This is a genomic window from Micromonospora sp. NBC_01796 (assembly GCF_035917455.1).
GTDB lineage: Bacteria > Actinomycetota > Actinomycetes > Mycobacteriales > Micromonosporaceae > Micromonospora_G.
Genome location: NZ_CP109078.1, coordinates 895309 through 919021 on the forward strand (window position 1 = coordinate 895309; position 23713 = coordinate 919021).

Consider the following 23713-nt stretch of genomic DNA (forward strand, 5'->3'; position numbering starts at 1 on the left):
GACATGATCTGCCGAGCGTGCCGCGAACGGCGGCATGACCAGTGCCCCGGCCGGAACTGGTGCGACTGCCAGCACCGGGTCCCGGTGCCGACCCCTCCGGTGACCGGGCCGGCCGGCGAATGACCGAGCCGACCTCGGCCGCACCGGCCCCGACCACCGACCCGCGTACGCCGATCCACCGGCTCTGGCCGGCACCGGACGGTACGCCGCTGGACAACGACGCCCTCGCCGCGCTGTACGGCCGCACCGAACAGCCGCACCTGCGGGTCAACTTCGTGTCGAGCATCGACGGGGCGGTGGCCGTCAACGGGTTCTCCGCCGGGCTGTCCAGCGGCCCGGACAAGCGGGTCTTCGGCGTACTTCGGATGCTCTGCGACGCCCTCGTGGTCGGCGCCGGCACCCTGCGTCAGGAGAACTACGGCCCGTTACGCCTCGACGAGCGTCGCCGGGCGTGGCGGCGGGCGCACGGGATGTCCGAGTATCCGACCCTGGTGGTCGTCTCCGGGGCGCTGGACCTCGACCCCCGGCAGGCGGCGTTCGCCGAGGCCCCGGTCCGCCCGGTGGTCCTCACCCACGCCCGCTCCACCGCCCCGGCGGGGCTGGCCGCCGTCGCCGACCTGATCAGGGTCAGCGCGGACACCGCCGACCCGAACACCCGGTTCGAGGAGTCGACCGAGATCGGCCTGGTCAACCAGGTCGGGCTGGTGGACCAGAACGACCGGATCGACCTGGTGGACCGGGTCGACCTCACCGCCGGGCTCGCCGAGTTGCACCGGCGGGGCCACCGGCAACTGCTCTGCGAGGGCGGGCCGTACCTGTTCGGGGCGCTCACCACGGCGGACCTGGTGGACGAGGTCTGCCTGACCGTGGCGCCGCTGCTGGCCGGGGCGGGCGCGGGCAGGATCACCGCCGGTACGCCCAGTCCCCCGCGCGGGATGGGGTTGCGGCACCTGCTCGCGGCCGAGTCGACACTGTTGCTGCGCTACGCCCGGGACTGATCGGCGGCGGATCGGAGCCGCGACTCAGCCGGCCGGCCGATATTGATCTACGTTCGTCTATGGAATGGGAAACGGTTTCCTGTCAGTCTGCGTGAGGCGGATCTCTACGGCCCGCCCAGCCGACGCCACGGGGAGACTGTCGATGACCGCGCCTGTAGCCGACCGCCCGGACGGACCGGAGGCAGCCCCGGAGGCAGCCGCCGAGACGGTTGCGGAGACACCTCCGGAGCCGCTCCCCGAGACGGCGGCGCAACCCGATCCACCGGCCGGGAGGTCGAGGGCTGGCCGGATCGTGGCCGCGGTGGAGACGGCCCTGCTCGCGGTCGGGGTGATGCTGCTGGCCGTCACCCCGAAACCGCCGATGATGGGCGACGGGCTCGCCCGCTACCAGGCCCTGCTCGAACTGCTCGAACAGCGGCAACTGCCGGGCACCCAGTACTCGATGATCGGGCCGCTGTTCGCGACGCCACTGTGGCTGGTGGGGGACTGGTACGGCAACACCCAGATCTGGCTCGTGCAGTACAACTTCCTGCTGCTCATGATCGGACTCGCCGCGATCCACCTCCTGCTCCAGGGCCGGATGGCACCGCGTACGCACCGGCGGTTGCTGTTGCTCCTGGTCGCCGGGAGCATGGTCGCCGCGCACGTACAGGACTTCTACGGCGAGATGTTCACCGCGATCGCCGTCGGGGTCGGCCTGCTGGCGGTGACACTCCCGGACACCAGGTGGGCGACGAGGGCCGCCGGTTGGGTCGCCGTCGTCCTCGGCGTCGCCAACACCCCCGGGTCCATCGTGGCGCTCGGACTGGTCGTCGTCGTGCTCTGCCTGATGCGGCGCCGGTTGCGTTACCTGGCGGCTCTGCCGGCCGCCGCCGCCCTGATCGTCGGGGAGAACTGGTGGCGCTTCGGCGATCCGCTGCACACCGCGTACGCCGGGCACGGCGGTGGCGCGACGGTCATGCCGTACTCCGGGGACCCCGGTTTCTCGTACCCGTTCCTGGTGGGCCTGGTCGCGATCGTGTTCTCGTTCGGCAAGGGCCTGCTCTGGTTCACCCCGGGGCTGTTCCTGCCGGCCCGCACCCGGCTACGGGAGGCCGGCACGGACCTGTGGCGGGTCTGGCTGCTCTGGGCGGTGTTCGTGGCCGGCCTGGTGCTGCTCTACTCCCGCTGGTGGGGCTGGTACGGCGGCATGTACTGGGGGCCGAGGTTCTTCCTCATCGCCATGCTGCCCGCCGCCCTGGCCCTGGCCGTGTGCCTGGAACCGGGCCGGGCCGGCCCCTGGTTCAACGTCGCGACCGTGGGCGTGGCCGTGCTCTCCGTGTGGGGGGCCGCGAACAGCCTCGTCTTCGGCCAACTCCGACCGTGGACCTGTTACGAGAACAACTACCACCTGGAAGCCCTGTGCCATTTCACGCCCGAGTTCAGCCCCCTGTGGTTCCCGTTCGTCGACACCCCTGAGCTGACCAGCCTGCAACGCGGCACCCTGCTGTTCTACGCCGTGGTGCTGCTGTGGCTGGTCGCCCCGGTGGTCGGTCGGCTCGCCGGCCAGGCCCGGTCGGCGTTGGGCGGACACCGCGACCTGCTGGCCCGACGCAGCTGGCACTGGTAGCCGGCGGGACCGTTATCCCTCGTCACCGGCCCGCGAAGGCGCGGTCGGGCCGGCGAAGAGGTCGGTCTGCTCGTCGACCCGGAGGTCCGTGGTGGCGTGTGCCGGCGCGGGGCGGTCGCTGACCGGCAGCCGGGAGTAGAGCCGTACCTTCGGGTCGGGGCCGCGCCGGGAGGTCACCGGGCAGGTCACCAACCGCACCGGAAGCGGCGGCGTCTCGAAGCCCCTGCTCCCCCACCGCAGCCAGATCGGGATCCGGCCGGCACCGGCCTCGGCGAGCAGCTTCTCCACCGAACGGCGGCGGTCGGTCTTGTCGATCTCGACGGCGACCGGCGGGCCGTCCGGCCGGGCGCAGGCCACGTCGAGGAACGAGTGCCGATGCTGGTACGGCGGGGGCAGCGGCAACACGCTCGCCGCCCGCCGGTAGACCCGCCAGCCCCGACCGGTGGCCCAGGCGGCGACCTCCTCCACCAGCAGCGCGGTGACCTGCTCCGGTGTCCGGTCGACGAAGGTGAGCGCGGCCAGCCGGTCGGCCAGCGACGCGGCGATCAGTTCACCATCCCCGGCAACGTCCACCGCGTCACGCTAGCGCCTCCGGCCGCGACGCAGCCAAAGGCGCTAGCGAACGGTTCGCCCGCCCTTACGGAGGTTCTCGATGGTCAGGTCGAGTGCGGCTTCGAGGTGGGTGATCCGGCCGGTGGAGAGCATCATCAGCACCCCGCCCTGGATCCCGGCGAGCAGGGCCGCCGCCGTCCGGTCGGTGTCCAGATCCGGATCGACCTCGCCGGTGTCCCGCATGTGGCGCAGGCCCCTGTTGATCTCCGACTCCCACTGGTGCATCAGGGCGCGTACGACCGCCTGGGCGCCGGGGGTGCTGCGACCGAGTTGGGAGACCAGCACGTTGAGCGGGCAGTGCTGGCCCTGCTCCAGGTAGCGGGCGACGACCGCGTCGCGCCAGGCGTACCAGGCGGGCCAGGAGGTGAGGTCGCCGAGGAAGGGTTGCTGGTCGGTGAGCACCCGGTCGGCCTCGAACTGGGCCACCGCGAGCAGCAGTTCCTCCTTGCCCTCGGGAAAGTAGTGGAAGAGCTGGCTCTTGCTGGTGCCGGTCCGGGCGCGTACGTCGTCGAGGGTGGTGACGGCGATCCCGCGCTCCCGGATCTCCTCGGCGGCGCCCTCGATGATCCGTTGCCGGGTCGCGGCGCCCTTGCGGGTCAGTGTCCCGGCCACACCGGCCACCTCCTCTTTTAGGACCAGCGGGTCCACTTTACCCCGCGCCCGGCACCACCGGCGACCATCCGGCGGCGCAGCCCGTACCGATAATTTGCGGTCGCAATATGGCTTCCCACCTGAGGATACCTATGACCATCTATCTCTTGTGTAGTGAAAACTTTCGATCCATACTTCGGAATGTTTCACCACCATGGGCGATCCGGCAAGCCCTGCGGCCCGATCGGCCACCACCAGAAGGGGAACGCATGAAACGACTCCTCCGGTCGCTCGCCGCGGCCGGGGCCGCGGCGGCGCTGGCAGTGCTGAGCCTGATCGTGGCCACACCCGCGTCCGCGGCCACCCTGACCGAGGTGACCAACTTCGGGACCAACCCCAGCAACCTGCGCATGCACCTGTACGTGCCGGACCGGGTCGCCGCCCGACCCGCGATCCTGGTGGCCGTGCACTACTGCACCGGAACCGGTCCCGCCTTCTACTCCGGCACCCAGTTCGCCCAGCTCGCCGACCAGTACGGGTTCATCGTGATCTACCCGTCGGCGACCCGCAGCGGCCAGTGCTTCGACGTCTACTCGCCGCAGGCCCTGCGCCGCGACGGCGGCAGCGACCCGGTGGGGATCCTGTCGATGGTCCGGTACGTCCAGCAGCGCCACAACGGCGACCCGGACCGGGTGTACGCCACCGGCGTCTCCTCCGGCGCGATGATGACCAACGTCCTGCTCGGGAACTATCCCGACGTGTTCAAGGCCGGTGCCGCCTTCGCGGGCGTGCCGCACAGTTGCTTCGCCACCACCGATGGCTCGACCTGGAACAGCCAGTGCGCCAACGGACAGGTCATCCGAACCGCCCAGCAGTGGGGTGACCTGGTACGCAACGCGTACCCCGGTTACACCGGCGCCCGGCCGAGGATGCAGTTGTGGCACGGCACCAACGACGAGACGCTGCGTTACCCGAACTTCGGCGAGGAGATCAAGCAGTGGACCAACGTCCACGGGCTGAGCCAGACCCCGACGTTCACCGACACCCCGCAGTCCGGTTACACCCGCACCCGGTACGGCAGCAGCGGAGGCAACGCCCCGGTCGAGGCGATCAGCATGCAGGGCGTGTCGCACAACCTGCCGGTGAACGCGGCCGAGGCGATCCGCTTCTTCGGCCTGAACAGCACCACCCCGCCGACGACCCCGCCGCCGACCACTACTCCCCCGCCGACGACTCCCCCGCCCACCACTCCTCCGCCGACGACCCCGCCCCCGACCACGCCGCCCCCGACCACTCCCCCGCCGACCACGCCGCCGCCGGTGGGTGGGACCTGTGCGGTCGGTTACACGGTCAACGCCTGGAACACCGGCCTGACCACCGCCGTCACCATCAGCAACCGGGGTAGTGCCCCGATCAACGGCTGGACCCTGGTCTTCACCCTGCCGTCCGGGCAGACCATCACCTCCGGGTGGAACGCCAGCTACAGCCCGACCAGCGGCGCGGTGAGCGCCCGCAACGTCAGCTACAACGGCACGATCCCGCCGAACGGCTCCACCAGCATCGGCTTCCAGGCCACCCACACCGGCAACACCGGTCGGCCGGCCGCCTTCACCCTCAACGGCGTCGCCTGCACCGTCGTCTGATCCGGTGACTGTCCGGGGTGACAGCAACCCGTCCCGTCACCCCGGACAGTGCCGTACCGCCCCGCAGGCGCGTCAACTTGGCGTGCTGTCGTACAGGTGGGGCAGGATGCAACACGTGTCGTGTCTTGAGCAAGAATCGCCCGTGGTCCGCGCGTCGGACCCGACCCACGGACCGAAGCCGGTCCGGGCGTCGGCGCCGACCGGAGCCCGGCGGTGAGCACCCCGCCGATCGGCGACGAGTCGACCGACCCCGGCACGGTGGTCGGCCGGGTCCTGGGCACCGCCGACGCCACCCCGTTGCAGTTCTGGACCGCCGTCGGACCGGACAGCTACCTGCAACTCGACGACGTGGTGGTGACCCGGCGTGAGCTGCCCGACCGGGAACCGGTGACGATCGCCGGGGTGGTCACCCAGGTCCGGGCCCGGCACGAGGGCGCGCAGTTCGACTCGGACGTCTTCGCAATCGCCGACGGCACCCTGCCGGCCCAGGTGCAGGAGGCCGCCGAGATCACCACCACCCGGGTCGACCCGGAGTTCTACGTCCCGCCGTCACCCGGCGCGCTGGTCTACCGGGCGCAGGGCGAGGCGCGTGACTCGGCGCTGCACTTCGACCGGATGGAGCGGCGGGTGCCGATGGGCACCGGCCGGGACGGGGTGCCGGTCTTCCTCAACGCCGACTTCCTCGACGGGAGCCGGGGCGCCCACGTGTCGATCTCCGGCATCTCCGGGGTGGCGACCAAGACCAGCTTCGCCACCTTCCTGCTCTACTCGGTGTTCCGCTCCGGGGTGCTCGGCGGCGACGCGGTCAACGCCAAGGCGCTGATCTTCAACGTCAAGGGTGAGGACCTGCTCTTCCTCGACCACCCGAACACCCGCCTGGACGCGGCCACCACCGCGGCGTACGCGAAGCTCGGGCTCACCGCGGGCGCGTTCCCCGACGTTCGGGTCTACGCCCCTCCCCGGGCCGGTGACGCCTCCGGCACCCCGGACGTGAGCAGCAGGCTGACCGGGGTGGACAGCTTCTACTGGACGCTGACCGAGTTCTGCGCCGACCGGATGCTGCCGTACGTCTTCGCCGACGCCGACGACGAACGCCAGCAGTACACGATGGTGGTCCACTCGGTCACCGCCCACCTGCACCGGTACGCCCAGCCGGCCGACGGCGGGGTGAGCATCGACGGGGTACGGGTGCACTCCTACCCCGACCTGGTCGACCACATCGTGGAGCAGCTCACCGACGAGGAGACCCGGTCCACCTGGGCCGGCAGCGCGATCAACACCGGCACGGTGAACGCGTTCGCCCGACGGCTGATCAACAGCAAGAAGGACCTGGCCCGGCTGATCCGGGGCGACCTGGCCACCCGCCGCCCGCACCGGATCAACACCGCCGAGAGCGCCCAGGTCACCGTCGTCGACCTGCACAACCTGCCGGACCGGGCGCAGCGGTTCGTGGTCGGTGTGACGCTGAAGACCGAGTTCGAGAACAAGGAGAAGACCGGCACCGCCAAGCCGCTGCTCTTCGTGGTGCTGGACGAGCTGAACAAGTACGCCCCCCGCGAGGGCTCCTCCCCGATCAAGGAGGTGCTGCTGGACATCGCCGAGCGCGGTCGCTCCCTCGGGGTGATCCTGATCGGCGCCCAGCAGACCGCCAGCGAGGTGGAACGGCGGATCGTCACCAACTCGGCGATCCGGGTGGTCGGCCGGCTCGACCCGGCCGAGGCGTCCCGCCCCGAGTACGGCTTCCTCCCCCCGGCGCAACGCCAACGCGCGCTGCTCGCCAAACCCGGCACCATGTTCGTCAACCAGCCGGACATCCCGGTCCCGCTCTGCCTGGAGTTCCCCTTCCCGGCCTGGGCGACCCGGGTCTCCGAGGCCGGCCAGGCCCCGTCGGAGACGCTGCGTTCGATCACCCAGGCGGCCGACCCGTTCGCGGTGGTCGGCTCCGGGGCCGGCGCGCTGACCGACGACGACATCCCGTTCTGAGGACCCCGCCGTGAAGATCCTGCACACCTCCGACTGGCACATCGGCAAGGTCCTCAAGGGACAGTCACGGGTCGCCGAGCAGGTGAAGGTGCTGACCCAGGTGGTGGAGGTCGCCCGCGCCGAGCAACCCGACCTGGTGATCGTCGCCGGTGACCTCTACGACACCGCCGCGCCCACCCCGGAGGCGACCCGGCTGGTCACGCGCGCGCTGACCGCGCTGCGCAACACCGGGGCGCAGGTGGTCGCGGTCGGCGGCAACCACGACAACGGGCCGGCACTGGACGCCCTGCGCCCGTGGGCCGACGCGGCCGGGGTGGCGCTGCGCGGCAGTGTCCGGGACACCCCGGAGGAACACCTGGTCGACGGGGTCACCGCCGGTGGCGAGCGGTGGCGGTTGGTCGCCCTGCCGTTCCTGTCCCAGCGGTACGCGGTCCGGGCGACGGAAATGTACGAGCTGACCGCCGCCGAGGCGAACCAGACGTACGCCGACCACGTCGGGCGGCTCATCCGGCGGCTCACCGAGAGCTTCAGCGAACCGGACCGGGTGCACCTGGTCACCGCCCACCTGACCGTGGTCGGCGCGATGGCCGGCGGCGGCGAGCGGGAGTCGCAGACCGTACTCGGGTATGCGGTGCCGGCGACGGTCTTCCCGACCAACGCGCACTACGTGGCGCTCGGCCACCTGCACCGGTCCCAGCAGGTGCCCGGACCGGCCCCGATCCGCTACAGCGGGAGCCCGCTCGCGATCGACTTCGGCGAGGAGGAGAACCGGCCCTCGGTCACCATCGTCGAGGTCGGCACCAGCACCGCCGCCCGTACCCGTGAGGTGCCGATCACCGCCGCCTCGCCGCTGCGTACGGTCCGGGGCACCCTCGCCGAACTGGCCGAGATCGAGGCGCCGGACGGGTGGCTGCGGGTGTACGTACGCGAGACACCCCGGGCCGGGCTGCGCGAGGAGGTGCAGGCCCTGCTCCCCCGCGCGCTGGAGGTCCGGGTCGATCCGGAGCTGCTGGCGGCGGCCACCCGTACCCGGGCCGCACCCCGGGCCGGTCGCTCGGCGCGGGAACTGTTCGGCGACTACCTGGACAGTCGGGGCCCGGAGGACGACGGCGTACGCGACCTGTTCGACGAGCTGTACGAGGAGGTGGGCGGGTAGTGCGTCCGCTCCGGCTGGACCTGGCGGGCTTCACCGTCTTCCGGGAGCCCACCACGATCGACTTCACCGACGCCGACTTCTTCGCCCTGGTCGGGCCGACCGGTTCGGGCAAGTCGACGGTCCTCGACGCGATCTGCTTCGCCCTCTACGGCACCGTCCCGCGCTGGGGCGGCAGCCGGGGCATCGCCAACGCCCTCGCCCCGTCGGCGGTCGAGGCCCGGGTCCGGCTGGTCTTCGACTCCGCCGGCTCCCGTTACGTGGCGACCCGGGTGGTCCGGCGGGACAGCCGGGGCAACGTCAAGACCGGCAACGCCGGCCTGCAACGGATGCCCGACGGGTTCGACGTGACCAAGCTCGACACCGGGATGAGCCCGGAGGACCTCGGCGAGGCCCTGGCCGGCACCCCGGCCCAGATGGACGAGGCGGTGCTGACCGCAGTCGGCCTGCCGTACGAGCAGTTCACCAGCTGTGTGGTGCTGCCGCAGGGGCAGTTCGCGGACTTCCTGCACGCCAAGCCCGCCACCCGGCAGCAGATCCTGATCAACCTGCTCGGGCTCGGCGTCTACGAGCGGGTGCAGCAGGCCGCCACCGGGCGCGCGGTCGGAGCCGAGGCGCAGCTCGCCGCGGTCAACCAGGTACTGCAGGGGCTCACCGACGCCGACGAGGAGACCCTGACCGCCGCCACCGAGCACGTCGGCGCGATGCATCGGCTGGCCGACGACGTGCGGGCCGCCGTACCCGAACTGGAACGGGCCCGTGCGGCGGCGGACGCGGCGGCGGCCCGGCTGACCGCGCTCGACGGCGAACTCGCCGAACTGGACCGGATCCACCCGCCGGCCGACGTCGCCGCCGTGGCGCGGGCGGTGACCGACGCGCGGGCCGTGGCGGCGGAGACCGTCGCGGCGGTCACCCTGGCCGAGGAACGCGAAGAGAAGGTACGCGGCGAGCTGGCCTCGGCCGGTGACCAGACGATGCTGCGGCTGCTGTTGCAGGCACACACCGAACGGGACCGGGTGGCCGCCGAGGCGGAAGCCCTCGGGTCCGGGCTGACCGGCGCCGAGACCGACCACACCGCCGCGCTCGCCGCACTCGACCGGGCCCGCACCGACGCCGAGCGGGCGTCCGTGGAGCTGGAGGCGGCGCGCCGGGCATACCAGGAGGCGCAGACCGCCGACCGGGCCGCCGCGCTGCGCGGACACCTCGCCGCCGGGGAGCCGTGCCCGGTCTGCGAGCAGGAGGTGCACGTGGTGCCCGCGGTGCCGGCCGGTTCCGCGGTGACCGCCGCCGAGGCCGCCGGACACACCGCCAGGACCACCGCCGACGCCGCGACCAAGGTCCTCACCGAACGCGAACGGGCCGCCCGCGCCCTGGAACGGGACCTCGACCGGGCCCGTGCCCGGCACGACCAGCTCGCCGCCGCACTGTCCGAACTGGACACCCGGCTGGCCGACTCGCCCGGACCGGCCGCCCTGCGTCGTGAACTCGCCGCCCTGGACAGGCTGCGCGGCCAACTCGACCAGGCCGGTACGGCGGTCCGCACCGCACGGGAGGCGTCCCGGCGGGCCCGGACCGGAGTCGAGGCGGCCGAGGAACGGGTCCGGCTCGCCGGCCGGGAGTTCGACACCGCCCGCGACCGGATCGCCCGGCTCGGCCCGCCCGCCGCCGACCGGGACGACCTCGCCGCCGCCTGGGAGGTGCTGCGCGACTGGGCGCAGCGGGAGGCGGACCGCCGACGGGCCGACCGGGTCGACGCCGCGAGTGCGGTGGCGCAGGCACGGGCCGCCGCCGACACCGTCGCCGCCGGGATCGCCGCCCTGTTCACCGCCGCCGGGGTGCCCGCCGGCAACGCGACGGGCCGGTCCGGCACCGACCCGGTGGCCGCCGCGGCGGTCGCGGTGGTGGCCGCCGAGGCCGAACAGCGGCGCCTGGCGCAGCGGCGGGAGCAGGCCGACCAGCTCACCGAGAAACGGGTCGAACACGAACGCGCCGCCCGGACGGCACGGTCGTTGGCGGGGCACCTACGGGCCAACAACTTCGAACGGTGGCTGCTCGCCGAGGCGCTGGACCTGCTGGTCGACGGCGCCTCCCGGATCCTGCGCGAACTGACCGGCGGGCAGTACGAACTCACCCACGACAAGGGCGAGTTCTACGTGGTCGACCAGCACGACGCCGGGCTGCGCCGGGGCGTACGGACGCTGTCCGGCGGGGAGACGTTCCAGGCCAGCCTGGCCCTGGCACTGGCCCTGTCCGAGCAGCTCGCCGGCCTCTCCACCACCACCGCCAGCCTGGAGTCGATCCTGCTCGACGAGGGCTTCGGCACCCTCGACGTGGCCACCCTCGACACCGTCGCGGCGACCCTGGAAACCCTGGCCGCCCGGGGTGACCGGATGGTCGGCGTGGTCACCCACGTACCGGCGCTGGCCGAACGGGTGCCGGTCCGGTACGAGGTCAGCAAGGACGCCCGTACCGCACGGGTGGAGCGGATCGGATGACCGGGACCCAGGAGCCACCGCCCCGGCTCTACGTCGACGGCTGGGACCCCTCCTACGGTGCCTCGTTCGAGGCGGCCGGCGGACCGGCGGCGCCGAGCAGCGCACAGGTCGACGCGACCGTGGAGATGCCGGCGGACGAGTGGCGGGCGGTGGGCGTACCGGACGGTTTGCGGCCACCGGACGTGGTGCTCCTGGTCGACGGGGTACGCCGGATCGACGCCAGCGTCTGGACCCGCGAGCACGACGGTGCCTCGTACCCCGGCATCGCCGCCTCGTACGCCGCCGGCGTGGTCCGGTGCGACCTGCGGCGCGGGGCGGCCGAGCTGGCCGGGTCGCAGGTCAAACGGGGGCTGTTCACCGCCAGCCCGTCGGCCGGGGACGTGCTCGCCGGTCAGGTCCGCTACACGCTGCACCGGGTCGGCGGGACCGGTGAGCTGAGCAAGCTGCCGGCCGCCGTACAGGGGCCGCTGACCGCCCTGGAGGTCGAGGTCTCCGACGCGGCCAGGACCGACGACGACCTGCTGATCCTGGACGGGCCGCTGCGCAACCGGCGCGACCTGCCACGTGCCATCGGCTACATCAAGACCCAGCACAGCCAGTACCTGGACGCCGGGCTGACCGCCGTGGTGACCCGGCTGGCGCCGGGGGAACGGTCCCCGGTGTTCAAGCTCGGCACCGCCTGGGGCGGCTACTCCTGGTACCTGCGGCTGCCGGGGACGACCGGTGCCCCGTGGGCCGGGATCGTCCGGGTCGAGTGCTCGGCCGAGCTGAGCGCCCCGGAGGCGATCGGGCTCGCCGACCGGTCCCTGGTGACACTGCCCCGGTTCGCCTCGTCGCCGTACAAGGATCCTCGGGCACCGCAGAACCTGATCCCGATCGCCGGGCTGGAGCGCCGGCTGCGGGCCCTGCTCGGCGACGCCCGGCTGCTGCACCGCACGCTGACCGTGGCCGCCAACCGGCTTCCGCGCTGATCCGGTGACGCTGGCCATGGTCGCCGGCCCGGTCGGGGTCCGACCGACGATACTGGCGGTATGGCACGCAAGCGAGGTCCGGACCGGCTCGCCGTACGGGTCGACACCGGGCTCGCCGAGCTGGTGCCCGACCCCGACCGGCCGCGATCGTTCACGCTCAACCTCGACGGCACCCCGCAGTCGCACGTCGACCTGGACGACCCGACCCACCTCGAATTCGAGTACATCCGTCGGATGGCCGCCGCGATCGACCTGGTCGCCCCGGCCGGTACGCCGCTGCGGGTGCTGCACCTCGGCGGCGGCGCGCTGACCCTGCCCCGGTACGTGGCACAGACCCGCCCCGGCTCCACCCAACGGGTGGTCGAGATCGACGCCGCCCTGGTCGAACTGGTCCGCCGGGAACTGCCGTGGCCGCCACAGGCCCGGCTGAAGGTACGGGTCGCCGACGCCCGGGAGGCGCTGACCGGATCACCGGAGGACTCCTACGACCTGGTGGTAGCCGACGTGTTCGCCGGTGCCCGGACCCCGGCCCGGCTCACCTCGGTCGAGTTCGCCGCCGAGGTGGCACGGGTGCTCCGACCGGCCGGCAGCTACCTGGTGAACGTCGCCGACGGGCCGCCGCTGAAGCACATCCGGGGTCAGGTCGCCACGATCCGGTCGGTGCTGCCGATGGCCTGCCTGGTCGCCGACGCGGCGGTGCTGCGCGGTCGCCGGTACGGCAACCTGGTGCTGGTCGCCGGACGGGTGCCACCGCCGGTGGCCGAATTGACCCGCCGTGCGGCCGGTGACTGGTTTCCCGGCCGGGTGCTGGCCGACGAGGAACTGGAACGGTTCGTCGGCGGCGCCAAAATAGTGGTGGACGCCACCGCGACCGGTTCCGCCGCGCCCCCGGCCGGCACCTTCGGCGTCGCCGGGTGATCCGTACCACTCGGGGTCGGGTGAGCCGCTCCGCATAGGGCTGAATCACGGTCGCCCAGGATCCGGTGCATTGCCGTTGATCCGTTCCCGGTTCTGATCCGTACCCCTCGGTGGCTGGATGACCGGAAGCGGAGGGGTGAATGCACACGGTGACCGAAGAACGGCCCGCCGACCTGGTCCGGGCGGACTGGGTGCGCGCACCCCAGCCGCGACGGGATATCGAAGCCGGGGGCGGTATCGACGCCCGGATCGCGGCCCGCAATGATGTTCGCGTGACGCCACGATCGGCTACCGGCCGCCACCAATCCGGATCAGCCGAGGCCAACCGTTCAGACGATCTGGTCCGGCTCCTATATGAGCAGCATGCCGGCCCTCTGTTGATGTTCGTGCTCCGGCTCACCGGCGGGGACCGACAGCGGGCCGAGGATGTCGTACAGGAAACGCTTCTGCGTGCCTGGCGAAACGCGCACCGGCTCGGTGCCCAGGGACAGACGTCCCTGCGGCCCTGGCTGGTCACCGTCGCCCGTCGGATCGTCATCGACGAACATCGCAGCGGGCAGGCCCGGCCGGCGGAAACCTACGACCGCGACCTGGAAACCTTTGCCGAAGCCGACGAAACCGAACGGGTGCTACGCCTGATGACGGTTACCGACGCACTCCGCACGCTGAGCGACTCGCATCGGGAGATCCTGGTCGCCACCTATTTCCGGGGCCGTACGGTCCCGGAGGCCGCCGAGGAGTTGGGGCTGCCGCTGGGCACCGCCAAGTCCCGGGTCTACTACGCGCTACGCGCCCTGCGGACCGCGCTGCAACAGCGGGGGGTGACCGAATGAGCCGGTCCGACCACTTCGACGTCGCCTCGTACGCGCTGGGCGTGCTCGACGAAGAGGACACCATACGGTTCGAGGAGCACCTGGCCGACTGCTGGGCCTGCGCCGGTGAGCTGGAGTCGATGCTGCCGGTGGTGGACCTGCTCGCCGAGGTCGACCGGGACGACCTGGCGGTGATGGAACGGGCGACCGCCGACGACACCATGGTCACCCGCGCGCTGACGGTTGTCGGCCGGGACCGGCGCCGGGCCCGCAGCCAGCGGATCCTGAGCCTGGCCGCGGGTGTCGTGGTGGTGGCGCTGCTCAGCGGGCTGGCCCTGGTGACCGGCGCGAACTGGGTCGGTGGCGGTTCGAACACCCCCACTCCGTCCGGACCGGTGACCCAGGTCGGCGCTCCACCGTGGACCAACGGCAGCTTCCCGGACGTACCGAACGCGGAGAAGCTGACCGTCACCGACAAGGACACCGGCGTCCGCGCCGACCTGCTGCTCGACGCCCGGCCGTTCGGCACCCAGGTCTCGTTCGCGCTGCGCAACCTCACCGGCCCACGGGTCTGCCGGCTGGTGGTGCTGCGCAAGAACGGCGACCCGGAGGTGCTGTCGAGCTGGACCGTGCCGACCGAGGGTTACGGCACACCGGCCCGCCCGGAACCGCTGCTGCTGCAGAGCACCACCTCGGCGCCCCGCGCCGACATCGACCGGATGCAGATCCAGGCGCTCGACGACAAGGGAGCCGCGACGGCGCTGGTCACCATTCCCCTCTGAACGCCCGTACGGAAAACAGTGGGCTGTGCCGGAATCCTCGCTTCCGGCACAGCCCACTGTCGTGCTTCCAGCACAGCCCGCCGTCGTGGTGGCCGGTGGCGGTTGCCGGTCCGGGTTACGGGCGGACGGACAGGGTGTGGTGGAAGACGTCGCGGGGGTCCCAGCGGGCCTTGACCCGGCGCAGGCGGGGGTAGTTCTCCTTGTAGTACAGGGCGTGCCAGGGCACCCCGGAGGTGTTCCACCCAGGGTCGGCCAGGTCGGTGTCCGGGTAGTTGACGAAGGAGCCGTCGTTGACGGGGCCCGGCACCGGCACGCCGCCGGTGTCGGCGTACATGTCCCGGTAGAACTCGCGGATCCACCTCAGGTGCCGGGCCTCGTCCTTCGGGTCCGCCCAGGCCACGAGGTAGAAGAGCTTCAGGATCGAGTCGCGCTGGGCGGCGGCGGTCGCGTCCGGCGCGACGGCGTTGATCTGTCCGCCGTACGAGTTCAGGCTCAGCGTCCCGCCCACGATGTCGTAGTCGTCCCTGGTGAGGTGGCGGTGTACGACGTCCACCTGTCGGTCGGTGAGGCGCCGCCGCAGGTAACCCGCCTTGGTCTTGAGCCGCCACCGGCCGGGGTCCTCGCCCGGACCGCGCAGCGCCGAGGCGAGCCACGGTAGTCGCTGCTGCGTGCGGGCCGAGGGCGGAGCGAACCCGGCGCTGAGCGCGGCGACGTGCTCGTCGAGCAGCCGTTCGGCATTGGCGCCGGCCACCTGCCCGAGCATCAGGATCCGGCCGGACTGGCGGCGGAAGAGGAGCAGCTCGCTGTAGAGGCCGGCGTACGGCGTACCCGGTCCGCTGTGTCGCTCGAACCATCGCCCGTGGTTGCCTACCAGCCGCGCGAACGCGTCCGGGCCGAGTCCCTCCCAGGACCACTCCATCTCGAACGTCAGCACCGAGGCCGGCGGCTGGGGTAGCAGCCGGGTCGGGTCGGTGCCGCGTGCGCCCGGTGTACGGAACCAGTAGCGGGTGACGACGCCGAAGTTCCCGCCCCCGCCACCGGTGTGCGCCCACCAGAGTTCACGGTTGGGGTCCGACGGCTCCCTGGTGGCGACCACACTCCGTGCGGTGCCGTCGCGGTCCACGACGACCACCTCGACCGCGTACAGGTAGTCAACGACCAGGCCGAGCAGCCGGCACAGCGGCCCGTATCCGCCGCCCTGGACGTGCCCACCGGCACCTACCTCCGGGCAGTAACCGCCGGGGATGGTCACCCCCCACCCCAGGAAGAGCCTCCGGTACACCTCGCCCAGCGTCGCCCCCGCCTCGACCGCGAACGCGTTGTGCTTCGGGTCGAAGTAGACGCCGGTCATGCCCGACATGTCGATGACCACGCGTACGGCCGGGTCGTCGACGAAGTTCTCGAAACAGTGCCCACCGCTGCGCACCGCGACCCGCTTGCCGGCGCGTACGGCCTCCTGGACCGCCCGCACGACATGGTCGGTCGTACCCACGACGCGTATCTGCTCCGGCGTGCCCTCGAACCGCAGGTTGTAGCGACGCTGTACGAGGTCCTGGTACCGCGGGTCGTCCGGCGTGACCCGGATCGGGCCGAACGGTGGCGGCCACGCCGGTCCCGGCGCGCCCGACGCGGGTGACGCCGCCAGTCCCTGATGGACGGCCACGCCGGCCGCGGCGGCGACGGCTGTCCTGCGTAACAGGCTCCGCCTGGTGTGATCCCCCATGGACGTGTCTCCTTCGTGCTCGGTGGCGACCTTGCCGGACCGACGCTACGCAGGGTGATGCGCCCGGAAAATCCCGCTGACCGGAGGCTTGAGCCGGGGGCTGGCACCACCATCGATGGGGGCGTGGTGGTGCCGCGACAACTCTGCCGGCGGCCGCGACGGAGATTCCCGATTCGCGGAAGGGAACCTAGGTGGCGGGCAGGTCGGCCCGGCCGCCGAGGCGACGGAAGGTGTCGTGGGTGGGCGAGCCGGGCTCGGCCACGTAGACGATCAACCGCTGGTCGGTGTCGGCCAGGAGCAGCACCTGGCACTCGAACTCGAGCGGGCCGACCTCCGGGTGCGCCACCCGTTTGACGATCCGCCGACGAACCTCGACGTCGTGGTCCGCCCACAGCTCGGCGAACCAGGTCGAGCTGCCGAGCAACTCGGTCACCAGCTCCTCGATCCCCAGGTCCCCCGGGTAACGCCCGTACGCCGCGCGCAGGTCCGCGACCGAACTGCGGGCGAACCGCACCGCGTCGGCGTCCTCCCAGTGCTGGTCGTCGGCGGGCCGGCGGAACATCCAGCGGACCATGTTCCGGTCCGCGTCCGGGACCGCCGACAGGTCCCCGACGAAGTACGTCGCCAGCCGGTTCCAGGCCAGCACGTCGTACTTCGCGTCGACGACGTACGCCGGGGTCTCGACCATCGAGTCGATCAGGTGCCGCACGCCCTCGGTCACCTCCCGGCTCGGTCCGACCGTCGCGGGCGGGTTCTCCCCGGCGATCCGGAACAGGTACTCGCGCTCGTCCCGGGTGAGCATCAGCGCCCGCGCCAGCGCCATCAGCACCTGCCGGGACGGGTGCGGGCCCCGCCGCTGCTCCAGCCGGATGTAGTAGTCGATCGACATCCCGGCGAGCTGTGCCACCTCCTGCCGGCGCAGCCCCGGCGTACGGCGACCGATCCCCTCCGGCAGGCCGGCGTCACCGGGCCGCAACCGGGCCCGCCGGCTGCGCAGGAACGCCGCCAGCTCGTCGCGCCGCAGCCCGGACCCGTTGGCCGTGCTCGTCGCCGCACCGTTCGCCGTGTTCATGACTTCCATGGTGCTCCGCGTGCCGTGCCCACCGCACCCGGCGTGGGTGGTATCGCCAGTCCCAGCCTCGACGCGTCTCTCCCGCCCGGCCGCGCCCGGCGGCACGCTCGGACCCATGACCACCAACATGACCGTCCTGATCACCGGGGCGAACAAGGGAATCGGACTCGCCACCGCCAGGCAGCTCGGCGGGCGCGGCTACACCGTCCTGGTCGGCGCTCGGGACCCGGAGCGGGGCCGGGAGGCCGAACGGGTGCTGCGCGACGGCGGGGCCGACGCGTACGCCGTGGAACTGGACGTCACCGACGAGGAGTCGGTGGCCCGGGCGGCGAAACAGGTCTCCGACCGGTACGGACACCTGGACGTACTGGTGAACAACGCCGGTATCGCCCGGGGCGACGGGACCGGTCGGCCGAGCGAGACCACCCTGGCGACCCTGCGCGAGGTGTACGAGACGAACGTCTTCGGCGTCGTCACGGTCACCAACGCCCTGCTCCCGCTGCTGCTGGCCGCCCCGGCGGCACGGATCGTCAACGTCTCCAGCGAGGTGGGATCGATCGGCATCATGACCGATCCGGCGCATCCCCTGTTCCCGATCGCCTCGGTGCCGTACCCGTCGTCGAAGTCGGCGCTGAACATGGTCACCGCGATGTACGCGAAGGAACTGCGGGACACCCCGATCAAGGTGAACGCGGCGAATCCCGGTTACTGCGCGACCGACCTGAACGGCAACAGCGGATTCCGTACGCCGGAACAGGGGGCCGAGGTGAGCGTTCACCTCGCCACTCTGGGTGAGGACGGGCCGAGCGGGCTGCTGTGGGGCTTCCTGATGGACGGCAGCGACTCGTACGGGGTAATGCCCTGGTAGAGCCGTCCATCAGAACGGGTACGGGAAACCGGAGCGAACAGTTCAACGGTTTGCTGTGAAATTGTCCACCGTCTATCACCTCATCCGCCGGCCGGTAATCGCCGTACTTCCCCGTGACCTGCCAAGCTGAGGAGGACACGTGGCACTGATCAAGCGAACCGCGACCATTGCGAGCACGCTGGCCGCAATGACCGTGGTGGCCGCACTGACGGCCTGCGCCCCGGCCGGGTACGACCCGACCCAGGCCGCCGCCGACACCGAGCCGGTGGCGAACGCGGCGGCCGAGGCGGCGGCAGCGCCGAGTGCGACCCCGGAACCGTCGGCCTCCGCCGCGCCGAACCCGCCGTCGAACGCGCCTCTCACCACGGAACTGAACGGCAAGAAGGTCGCCAAGATGGGTTCGGTGGTCACCGACCAGAAGGGCTGGATCCTCTACCGGTTCGACAAGGACTCGGCCAACCCGCCGACCAGCAACTGCAACGGTGACTGCGCCCGGCTGTGGCCGCCGTCGCTGACCGACGGCAACACCGAGTTGACCGGGGTCGACGAGGACAAGGTCGGCGAGGTCACCCGCGAGGACGGCACCCGCCAGCTCACCATCGGCGGCTGGCCGGTCTACCGCTACATCGGTGACCTGAAGCCGGGCCAGTGGAAGGGCCAGAAGGTCGGCGGCACCTGGTTCGTGGTCGCTCCCGACGGCAAGAAGAACCTGAGCTGCCTGCCCGAGGGCACCCCGAAGCCCGTTCCGCTGCCGCCGGCCGACGGCGAGGGCGGTGCCGCCGAGAGCACCGGCGGCGACTCCTACTCGTACTGACCGGTGGCCACCGACGCGGCGGCCGGCCGTTGCCGAACAGGGCGCGGCCGGCCGTCGCCGGTGGTCGGTCGGAGTTGTCCGCTCAGCTCGCCGCGGCGAGCCGCCGTGGGGCGGCCGGTTCGACGGCCGGCACCGGCACCGGTGCGGAGGCCGACACGGAGACGGGCGCGGGCACGGTGATCGTGGTGCTGGCGAGCATGGTCCGGGTGATGGAGGTGAAGGCGTGCGGGGCGTTGACCGCGACCAGACCGACGAGTCGACCCTCGTCGTGGTAGCCGACCAGCACACCGGCGCGGGCCACGTCACGACGCCCCGGACGGAGTTCGGTGACGGTCACCTCGGCGTTACCCGGCAACTCACCGCAGACCTGGATGCGCAGCCCGTACTGGTCGGACCAGAAGCGCGGCACCAGGGTGACCGGCTCCACCGCACGGTCACCGGCGAGCAGGGTGTGGGCGGCGGCCCGGCCCTGCTGCAACGCGGCGATCCACTGTCCACAGCGGACGGGCCGGGCGGAGTAGCGCAGGTTCGGCCAGCGGGCGACGGTGCCGGCGGCGACGATTCCCTCGGCGCCGAGCACGCGCAGGCCCTCGTCGCACAGGACCCCGTCGGTGATGTCCAGACCGGTGCCCTCGAGCCAGTCGACGTCCGGTCGCTCGCCGGTGGTGGTCACCACCAGGTCGGCCTGGATCTCGTCGCCGTCGTCCAACTCGACCAGCCAGCCCCGGCGGCGCCGGTTCAAACCGGTGACCCGGCGGCCGAGTCGCAACTGCACCCCGTCGCGGGCCACCTCCTTTCCGACCAGCCGACCGACCGTCTCGCCGACCGCACGCCCCATGACGTACGGCTTCGAGTCGATCAGCACGGCGTCGCGGGCCAGGGTGCGTACCGCGGAGGCGACCTCGCAGCCGGTCAGGCCGGCACCGATCACCACCACCCGGTCGGCGTCACGCAGCGCGGCACGCAGCGCCCAGGCGTCGGCGAGCGTGCGCAGGGTGTGCAGGCCCGGTTCGCCCACCGGCCAGTCGCGCGGCAGGGCCGCCCGGGCACCGGTGGCGATCACCAGTCCGTCGTACCCGAAGCGTTCGTCGGTGTCGGTGGTGACGATCCGCCGATCCGGGTCCAGGTGCACCGCACGCCGGCCGAGATGCCAGGTGATGTCGGCGCCGTCGAGCACCGGCATCCGTACGTCGCTGGGCCGCCGGTGTCCGGTGAGCAGACCCTTCGAGCAGGCCGGTCGGTCGTACGGAGCCTCCGGCTCGCCGCCGAGCACCCGTACGTCGCCCCGGAAACCGGCCCGGCGCAGTTCCTCGGCGGCGGCCACACCGGCCCGTCCCGCTCCGACCACCACCACCCGGTCGTACGCCGAGCGTGGTCCACGCCGCCTCACGGCGCACCGTCGCGGCGGTGCACCCCCGTGCCGCTGCCCGAGGGGACGGATCGCGGACCGGGACGGGGTCGCCGGGCGGAGCGGGTGGGCCGGTCAGGTTCGGTGTCCGGATCGGACGGTGGGTCGAGGTCGAGGTCGACCGGGAGCGGGGTCAGCACGGTGGTCGGCACGCGGTTGAGGGTAATCGCCCGTGCGGGGCAGACTTCGACGGCTCGGATCACCGCGTTCGTCTGGTCGGCCGGAACCATGGCCTTGTACGCCAACCGCCCGTCGCCGCGCAGGGTGAACACGTCCGGCGCCTCGTGTTCGCAGAAGCCGAACCGGGCGCACCGGTTGGCGTCCACGTCGATGGTGATCTCCTGCCCGCGTCGCCGCCCGGTGAACCGCTCGCCCAGGTCACGACGCAGGTCGGTGGCCCACGGAGTGGTCGTGAACCAGAGCGCCACAGTGGACAACCAGGCGACCAGTACGCTGCCCCAGACGGCGGGCGGCCCGACATCCGAGCCGGAGATCAGCACGTGTGCGACGAGCAGCATGAACGCCACGTACGTCAGCGCGTGCAGCGCCCGCCACCGGGAGTACCCCAGCCGACGCTGGATCAGTACGGACAGCGTGGTGGCGAGGAGCAGTTCCAGCGCGATCACCCCGACCCCGATGCCGATCGGGTCGTCCGGGTTGAGGAAGGGGATGAACTGGTCGACCAGCCGGACCGGGCCACCGGGTGAGGCGAGCTGGACGAGGGCGTGCACCAGGCCGAGACAGAGCCCGAGCAGGGCGATCGTGGAATGGGTGGCGTGTGCGGTCGAATGCCGGATCCGGGTCAGCGCCCAGCCGTTGCGAAGGACCAGGCCGGACAACACCGCGAGCCAGAGCAGGAAGAATGAAATAAATCCCACGGTCGCGGCGATGAGATGGACGCTTTCCTGCGCACTGCGCACGCCTGCGGTCCTCCTATTCCCGATGGCACCGGCCCGGGGGTAGGTGTCTATATCATTCCGGGCTACCAGCCAGTATGGTGACCTGGGCGCAAAAGTCAAGGCGACCCTGACCAACGTTGTGGCCTGGGCATTGAACCCTACCCATCGGCCGAACGGACGATGTCCCGGGTTGACCTTCGCCAACATAAGTTCCACTTAAGTAAGTCCTAAGAATTCCCTATCTTGTTGAGCCCGGATTGACGACTGGACAATATGATCCGTACGGTTTCCGGGCAGTCGAAGATTTGCTGATTGTCAGGGGAGGTGAGCCGATGTTGACCGCACTGTCTCGTTCGCGGCGCCGGTCGAACTGGCCGGTGACGATGATCACCGGAATTGCCGGCGCCCTGCTCGGTGGCATGCTCGTCGCGCCCGTGGCGGCCATGGCCGCCCCACTCGCCGGCCAGCCGGTGCAGGCCCCGGTCCCGCACTCGTCGGGCGCTCCGATCAGTGGCGAGGTGCCGAACCCGCTCACCGAGCTGCCGGCCAAGCCGTCCGTCGCCGGGCCGGTCGGTCCGGCCGACCGGGACCTGCTGGTCAAGGTGAAGCTGGCCGGGCTCTGGGAGATGCCGGCCAGCGACATGGCGGTGGCCAAGGGCGCCTCGGCGAAGGTCAAGGAGGTCGGCGGGAAGATCGGCCCGCAGCACATGACGTTGGACGACCTGGTGAACAAGGCGGCGGCGAAGCTGGGCGTGCCGCTGCCGACCGAGCCGACCCCCGAACAGAAGGGCTGGCTCGCCGAGATGCAGCGCGCCTCGGGCCCCCAGTTCGACCTGGTCTTCGTGGACCGGCTCCGGGCCGCCCACGGCAAGATCTTCCCGGCCATCGGCGCCGTCCGGGCCGGCACCCGCAACGAAGTGGTCCGTGAGCTCGCCGCACAGGCCAACGCGTTCGTACTGACCCATATCACGCTGCTGGAGAGCACCGGGTTGGTCGACTACGAATCCCTCCCGTTGCCTCCGGCGCCCGCCCCCGGGGCGGCTGCGGCGGCGGCAGTCGGCACCGGCTCGCTTCTCAGCGGCGTCGACACCCGCGCCGCCACCGGCGGCATCAACCCGACCGTCGTCTGGCTCGTGCTGCTGGCCGCGCTGATCGCCGGCGCCTACAGCATGGTCCGCCTGATCCGCCCTCGCTGATTCGACCCTCGAAGGAAGAGGTGGCTCCACGTGTACGACACCCCCGCCCGCAACGCCCGGCAGAGCCGGTCGCCCCGCCCGCAACGCCGTACCCGGCTGATCGCCGTCATCGCCACCGTCGTCGTCTTCGGCGGCATCGTCGCGGTCACCCAGGTCTCGTCGGCGGGCACGAACTGGCGCGGTAGAGGCGCGCCATGCCCACCGGCGACCAGCGCGGCACAGCAGCCCCCGGCGAGCGCCTCCCCCGGCGCGAGCGCTCCGGCGGCGACGCTGAGCCCCGGTGCCGCCGCCCCGACGGGCAGCGCGCCGAACCCGGCGAACCCGGCCGCGGCGTACCACGACCACGGTGCCATCCAGCACCCCGGCGACGGCCAGGAAGCACCGGTCGCCGGTGCGCAGAACCGCCAGCAGGACCGCAACCGGGGCCGCAACTGCACCCCCCGCCCCGGTACGACGAGCGCCGCTCCCCCGGTCGGCAACCCGGCCAACCCGGGTGCCCCGCTGGAGATCCTCGGCAACAGCTGCGAGGGGAGCCAGAAGCAGCCGCACGACGGCTTCCAGAACGGCGACCGGTGCGTCAGCACCGAGTTCGGTGAGGTCGCCACGGCCGAGGACAACCCGTCGCTGCTGATCACCAACGCACCCCGCCGGGTACGGGTGAACCAGTCGTTCACCATCCGGGTCAGCACCCGCAACCTGGTCCGGGACCGGTTCCTCGCGGCCGGTCAGGGCGGGTACTACAAGGAGAGCTCGTTCCTGAACGAGGACGGTCTGGTCCGGGGCCACTTCCACACCGCCTGCCGGATGCTGACCAGCGACCGGGCCGCCCCCGACCCGGCGCCGGTCCCCGCGTTCTTCGTGGCCACCGAGGACGGCAAGGGCGGCGCCCAGGCCGACGAGGTCACGGTGACCGTGCCCGGTCTGCCGGCCGCGGGCGAGGCACAGTGCGCCTCCTGGGCGGGCGACGGTTCGCACCGGGTACCGATGATGCAGCGGGCCAACCAGATCCCGGCCTTCGACGTGGTCCGGGTAACCGTCACCAGGTGATCCGGCTCCCCCGGCGCCGATTCCGGCGCCGGGGCGGAACTTCCCGGAGCAGGCACGGGCACACCGACGCAGGTCCCCTCCACCGCCGGTGTGTCACAGGTCCCCAACCATCCCCCACA

20 protein-coding genes are annotated in these 23713 nt (G+C 71.9%); 14 read left to right on the plus strand and 6 right to left on the minus strand.

The genetic code is table 11. The features are described 5' to 3' along the window. Positions 1 to 209 precede the first annotated feature (209 nt). Positions 210 to 998, plus strand: coding sequence for a pyrimidine reductase family protein (locus OIE47_RS04070; RefSeq protein WP_442792129.1), 789 nt, complete (start codon positions 210 to 212; stop codon positions 996 to 998). Positions 999 to 1140: 142 nt separating this feature from the next. Then, positions 1141 to 2607, plus strand: a complete 1467-nt coding sequence (locus OIE47_RS04075) for a hypothetical protein (RefSeq protein WP_326560139.1) — start codon at positions 1141 to 1143, stop codon at positions 2605 to 2607. Between the two features lie 12 nt (positions 2608 to 2619). Here the strand turns inward: OIE47_RS04075 and OIE47_RS04080 are convergent, their stop codons facing one another. After that, on the minus strand, positions 2620 to 3180 hold the full coding sequence (locus OIE47_RS04080; RefSeq protein ID WP_326560140.1) for a hypothetical protein: 561 nt from the start codon (positions 3178 to 3180) through the stop codon (positions 2620 to 2622). 42 nt (positions 3181 to 3222) lie between these two features. Beyond that, a complete protein-coding gene (locus OIE47_RS04085; protein ID WP_326560141.1) occupies positions 3223 to 3831 on the minus strand; it encodes a TetR/AcrR family transcriptional regulator in 609 nt (202 codons plus the stop codon). A gap of 248 nt (positions 3832 to 4079) precedes the next feature. Here OIE47_RS04085 and OIE47_RS04090 point away from each other — a divergent pair, with 248 nt between their 5' ends. The 8 genes from OIE47_RS04090 (at position 4080) to OIE47_RS04125 (ending at position 14567) form a co-directional block, all read left to right on the plus strand. Next, the gene (locus OIE47_RS04090) at positions 4080 to 5453 is read left to right on the plus strand and encodes an extracellular catalytic domain type 1 short-chain-length polyhydroxyalkanoate depolymerase (RefSeq protein WP_326560142.1); all 1374 of its coding nucleotides are present in this window, start codon (positions 4080 to 4082) and stop codon (positions 5451 to 5453) included. Between the two features lie 228 nt (positions 5454 to 5681). Beyond that, the gene (locus OIE47_RS04095) at positions 5682 to 7436 is read left to right on the plus strand and encodes an ATP-binding protein (RefSeq protein WP_326562986.1); all 1755 of its coding nucleotides are present in this window, start codon (positions 5682 to 5684) and stop codon (positions 7434 to 7436) included. Between the two features lie 10 nt (positions 7437 to 7446). Further along, positions 7447 to 8592 (plus strand): metallophosphoesterase family protein, encoded by a 1146-nt coding sequence (locus OIE47_RS04100; RefSeq protein WP_326560143.1) that lies wholly within the window; start codon positions 7447 to 7449, stop codon positions 8590 to 8592. Then, the gene (locus tag OIE47_RS04105) at positions 8592 to 11084 is read left to right on the plus strand and encodes an SMC family ATPase (protein ID WP_326560144.1); all 2493 of its coding nucleotides are present in this window, start codon (positions 8592 to 8594) and stop codon (positions 11082 to 11084) included. The genes OIE47_RS04100 and OIE47_RS04105 overlap by 1 nt, the downstream gene beginning before the upstream one ends. Continuing rightward, positions 11081 to 12055, plus strand: coding sequence for a hypothetical protein (locus OIE47_RS04110; RefSeq protein ID WP_326560145.1), 975 nt, complete (start codon positions 11081 to 11083; stop codon positions 12053 to 12055). The genes OIE47_RS04105 and OIE47_RS04110 overlap by 4 nt, the downstream gene beginning before the upstream one ends. A gap of 60 nt (positions 12056 to 12115) precedes the next feature. Then, positions 12116 to 12973 (plus strand): spermidine synthase, encoded by an 858-nt coding sequence (locus OIE47_RS04115; RefSeq protein ID WP_326560146.1) that lies wholly within the window; start codon positions 12116 to 12118, stop codon positions 12971 to 12973. A gap of 140 nt (positions 12974 to 13113) precedes the next feature. Next, on the plus strand, positions 13114 to 13806 hold the full coding sequence (locus tag OIE47_RS04120; protein ID WP_326560147.1) for a sigma-70 family RNA polymerase sigma factor: 693 nt from the start codon (positions 13114 to 13116) through the stop codon (positions 13804 to 13806). Continuing rightward, positions 13803 to 14567: an anti-sigma factor gene (locus OIE47_RS04125; RefSeq protein ID WP_326560148.1), complete on the plus strand. Its 765-nt coding sequence runs from the start codon at positions 13803 to 13805 to the stop codon at positions 14565 to 14567. The genes OIE47_RS04120 and OIE47_RS04125 overlap by 4 nt, the downstream gene beginning before the upstream one ends. Before the next feature lie 115 nt (positions 14568 to 14682). Here OIE47_RS04125 and OIE47_RS04130 read toward each other — a convergent pair whose 3' ends face one another. Both OIE47_RS04130 and OIE47_RS04135 read right to left on the minus strand, forming a co-directional pair. After that, positions 14683 to 16290, minus strand: a complete 1608-nt coding sequence (locus OIE47_RS04130; protein ID WP_326560149.1) for an FAD-binding oxidoreductase — start codon at positions 16288 to 16290, stop codon at positions 14683 to 14685. A 187-nt stretch (positions 16291 to 16477) separates the two neighbouring features. Beyond that, on the minus strand, positions 16478 to 17362 hold the full coding sequence (locus tag OIE47_RS04135; RefSeq protein ID WP_326560150.1) for a helix-turn-helix transcriptional regulator: 885 nt from the start codon (positions 17360 to 17362) through the stop codon (positions 16478 to 16480). 115 nt (positions 17363 to 17477) lie between these two features. On the opposite strand from OIE47_RS04135, the gene OIE47_RS04140 reads away from it, so the two are divergent. Together OIE47_RS04140 and OIE47_RS04145 are read left to right on the plus strand one after the other, a co-directional pair. Then, the gene (locus OIE47_RS04140; protein WP_326560151.1) at positions 17478 to 18230 is read left to right on the plus strand and encodes an SDR family oxidoreductase; all 753 of its coding nucleotides are present in this window, start codon (positions 17478 to 17480) and stop codon (positions 18228 to 18230) included. 139 nt (positions 18231 to 18369) lie between these two features. Further along, entirely contained in the window at positions 18370 to 19044 is a 675-nt protein-coding gene (locus tag OIE47_RS04145; RefSeq protein ID WP_326560152.1) for a hypothetical protein, read from the plus strand. Between the two features lie 82 nt (positions 19045 to 19126). On the opposite strand, the gene OIE47_RS04150 is transcribed toward OIE47_RS04145, so the two are convergent. Both OIE47_RS04150 and OIE47_RS04155 read right to left on the minus strand, forming a co-directional pair. After that, positions 19127 to 20434, minus strand: a complete 1308-nt coding sequence (locus OIE47_RS04150) for an NAD(P)/FAD-dependent oxidoreductase (protein WP_326560153.1) — start codon at positions 20432 to 20434, stop codon at positions 19127 to 19129. After that, complete coding sequence (locus tag OIE47_RS04155; protein WP_326560154.1) at positions 20431 to 21372, minus strand: ferric reductase-like transmembrane domain-containing protein; 942 nt, start codon at positions 21370 to 21372, stop codon at positions 20431 to 20433. Before OIE47_RS04155 ends, OIE47_RS04150 begins: the two co-directional genes overlap by 4 nt. 311 nt (positions 21373 to 21683) lie before the next feature. On the opposite strand from OIE47_RS04155, the gene OIE47_RS04160 reads away from it, so the two are divergent. Next, positions 21684 to 22547: a DUF4142 domain-containing protein gene (locus tag OIE47_RS04160; RefSeq protein ID WP_326560155.1), complete on the plus strand. Its 864-nt coding sequence runs from the start codon at positions 21684 to 21686 to the stop codon at positions 22545 to 22547. 30 nt (positions 22548 to 22577) lie between these two features. Then, on the plus strand, positions 22578 to 23594 hold the full coding sequence (locus OIE47_RS04165) for a Pecanex-like protein 1 (protein ID WP_326560156.1): 1017 nt from the start codon (positions 22578 to 22580) through the stop codon (positions 23592 to 23594). Positions 23595 to 23713 lie beyond the last annotated feature (119 nt).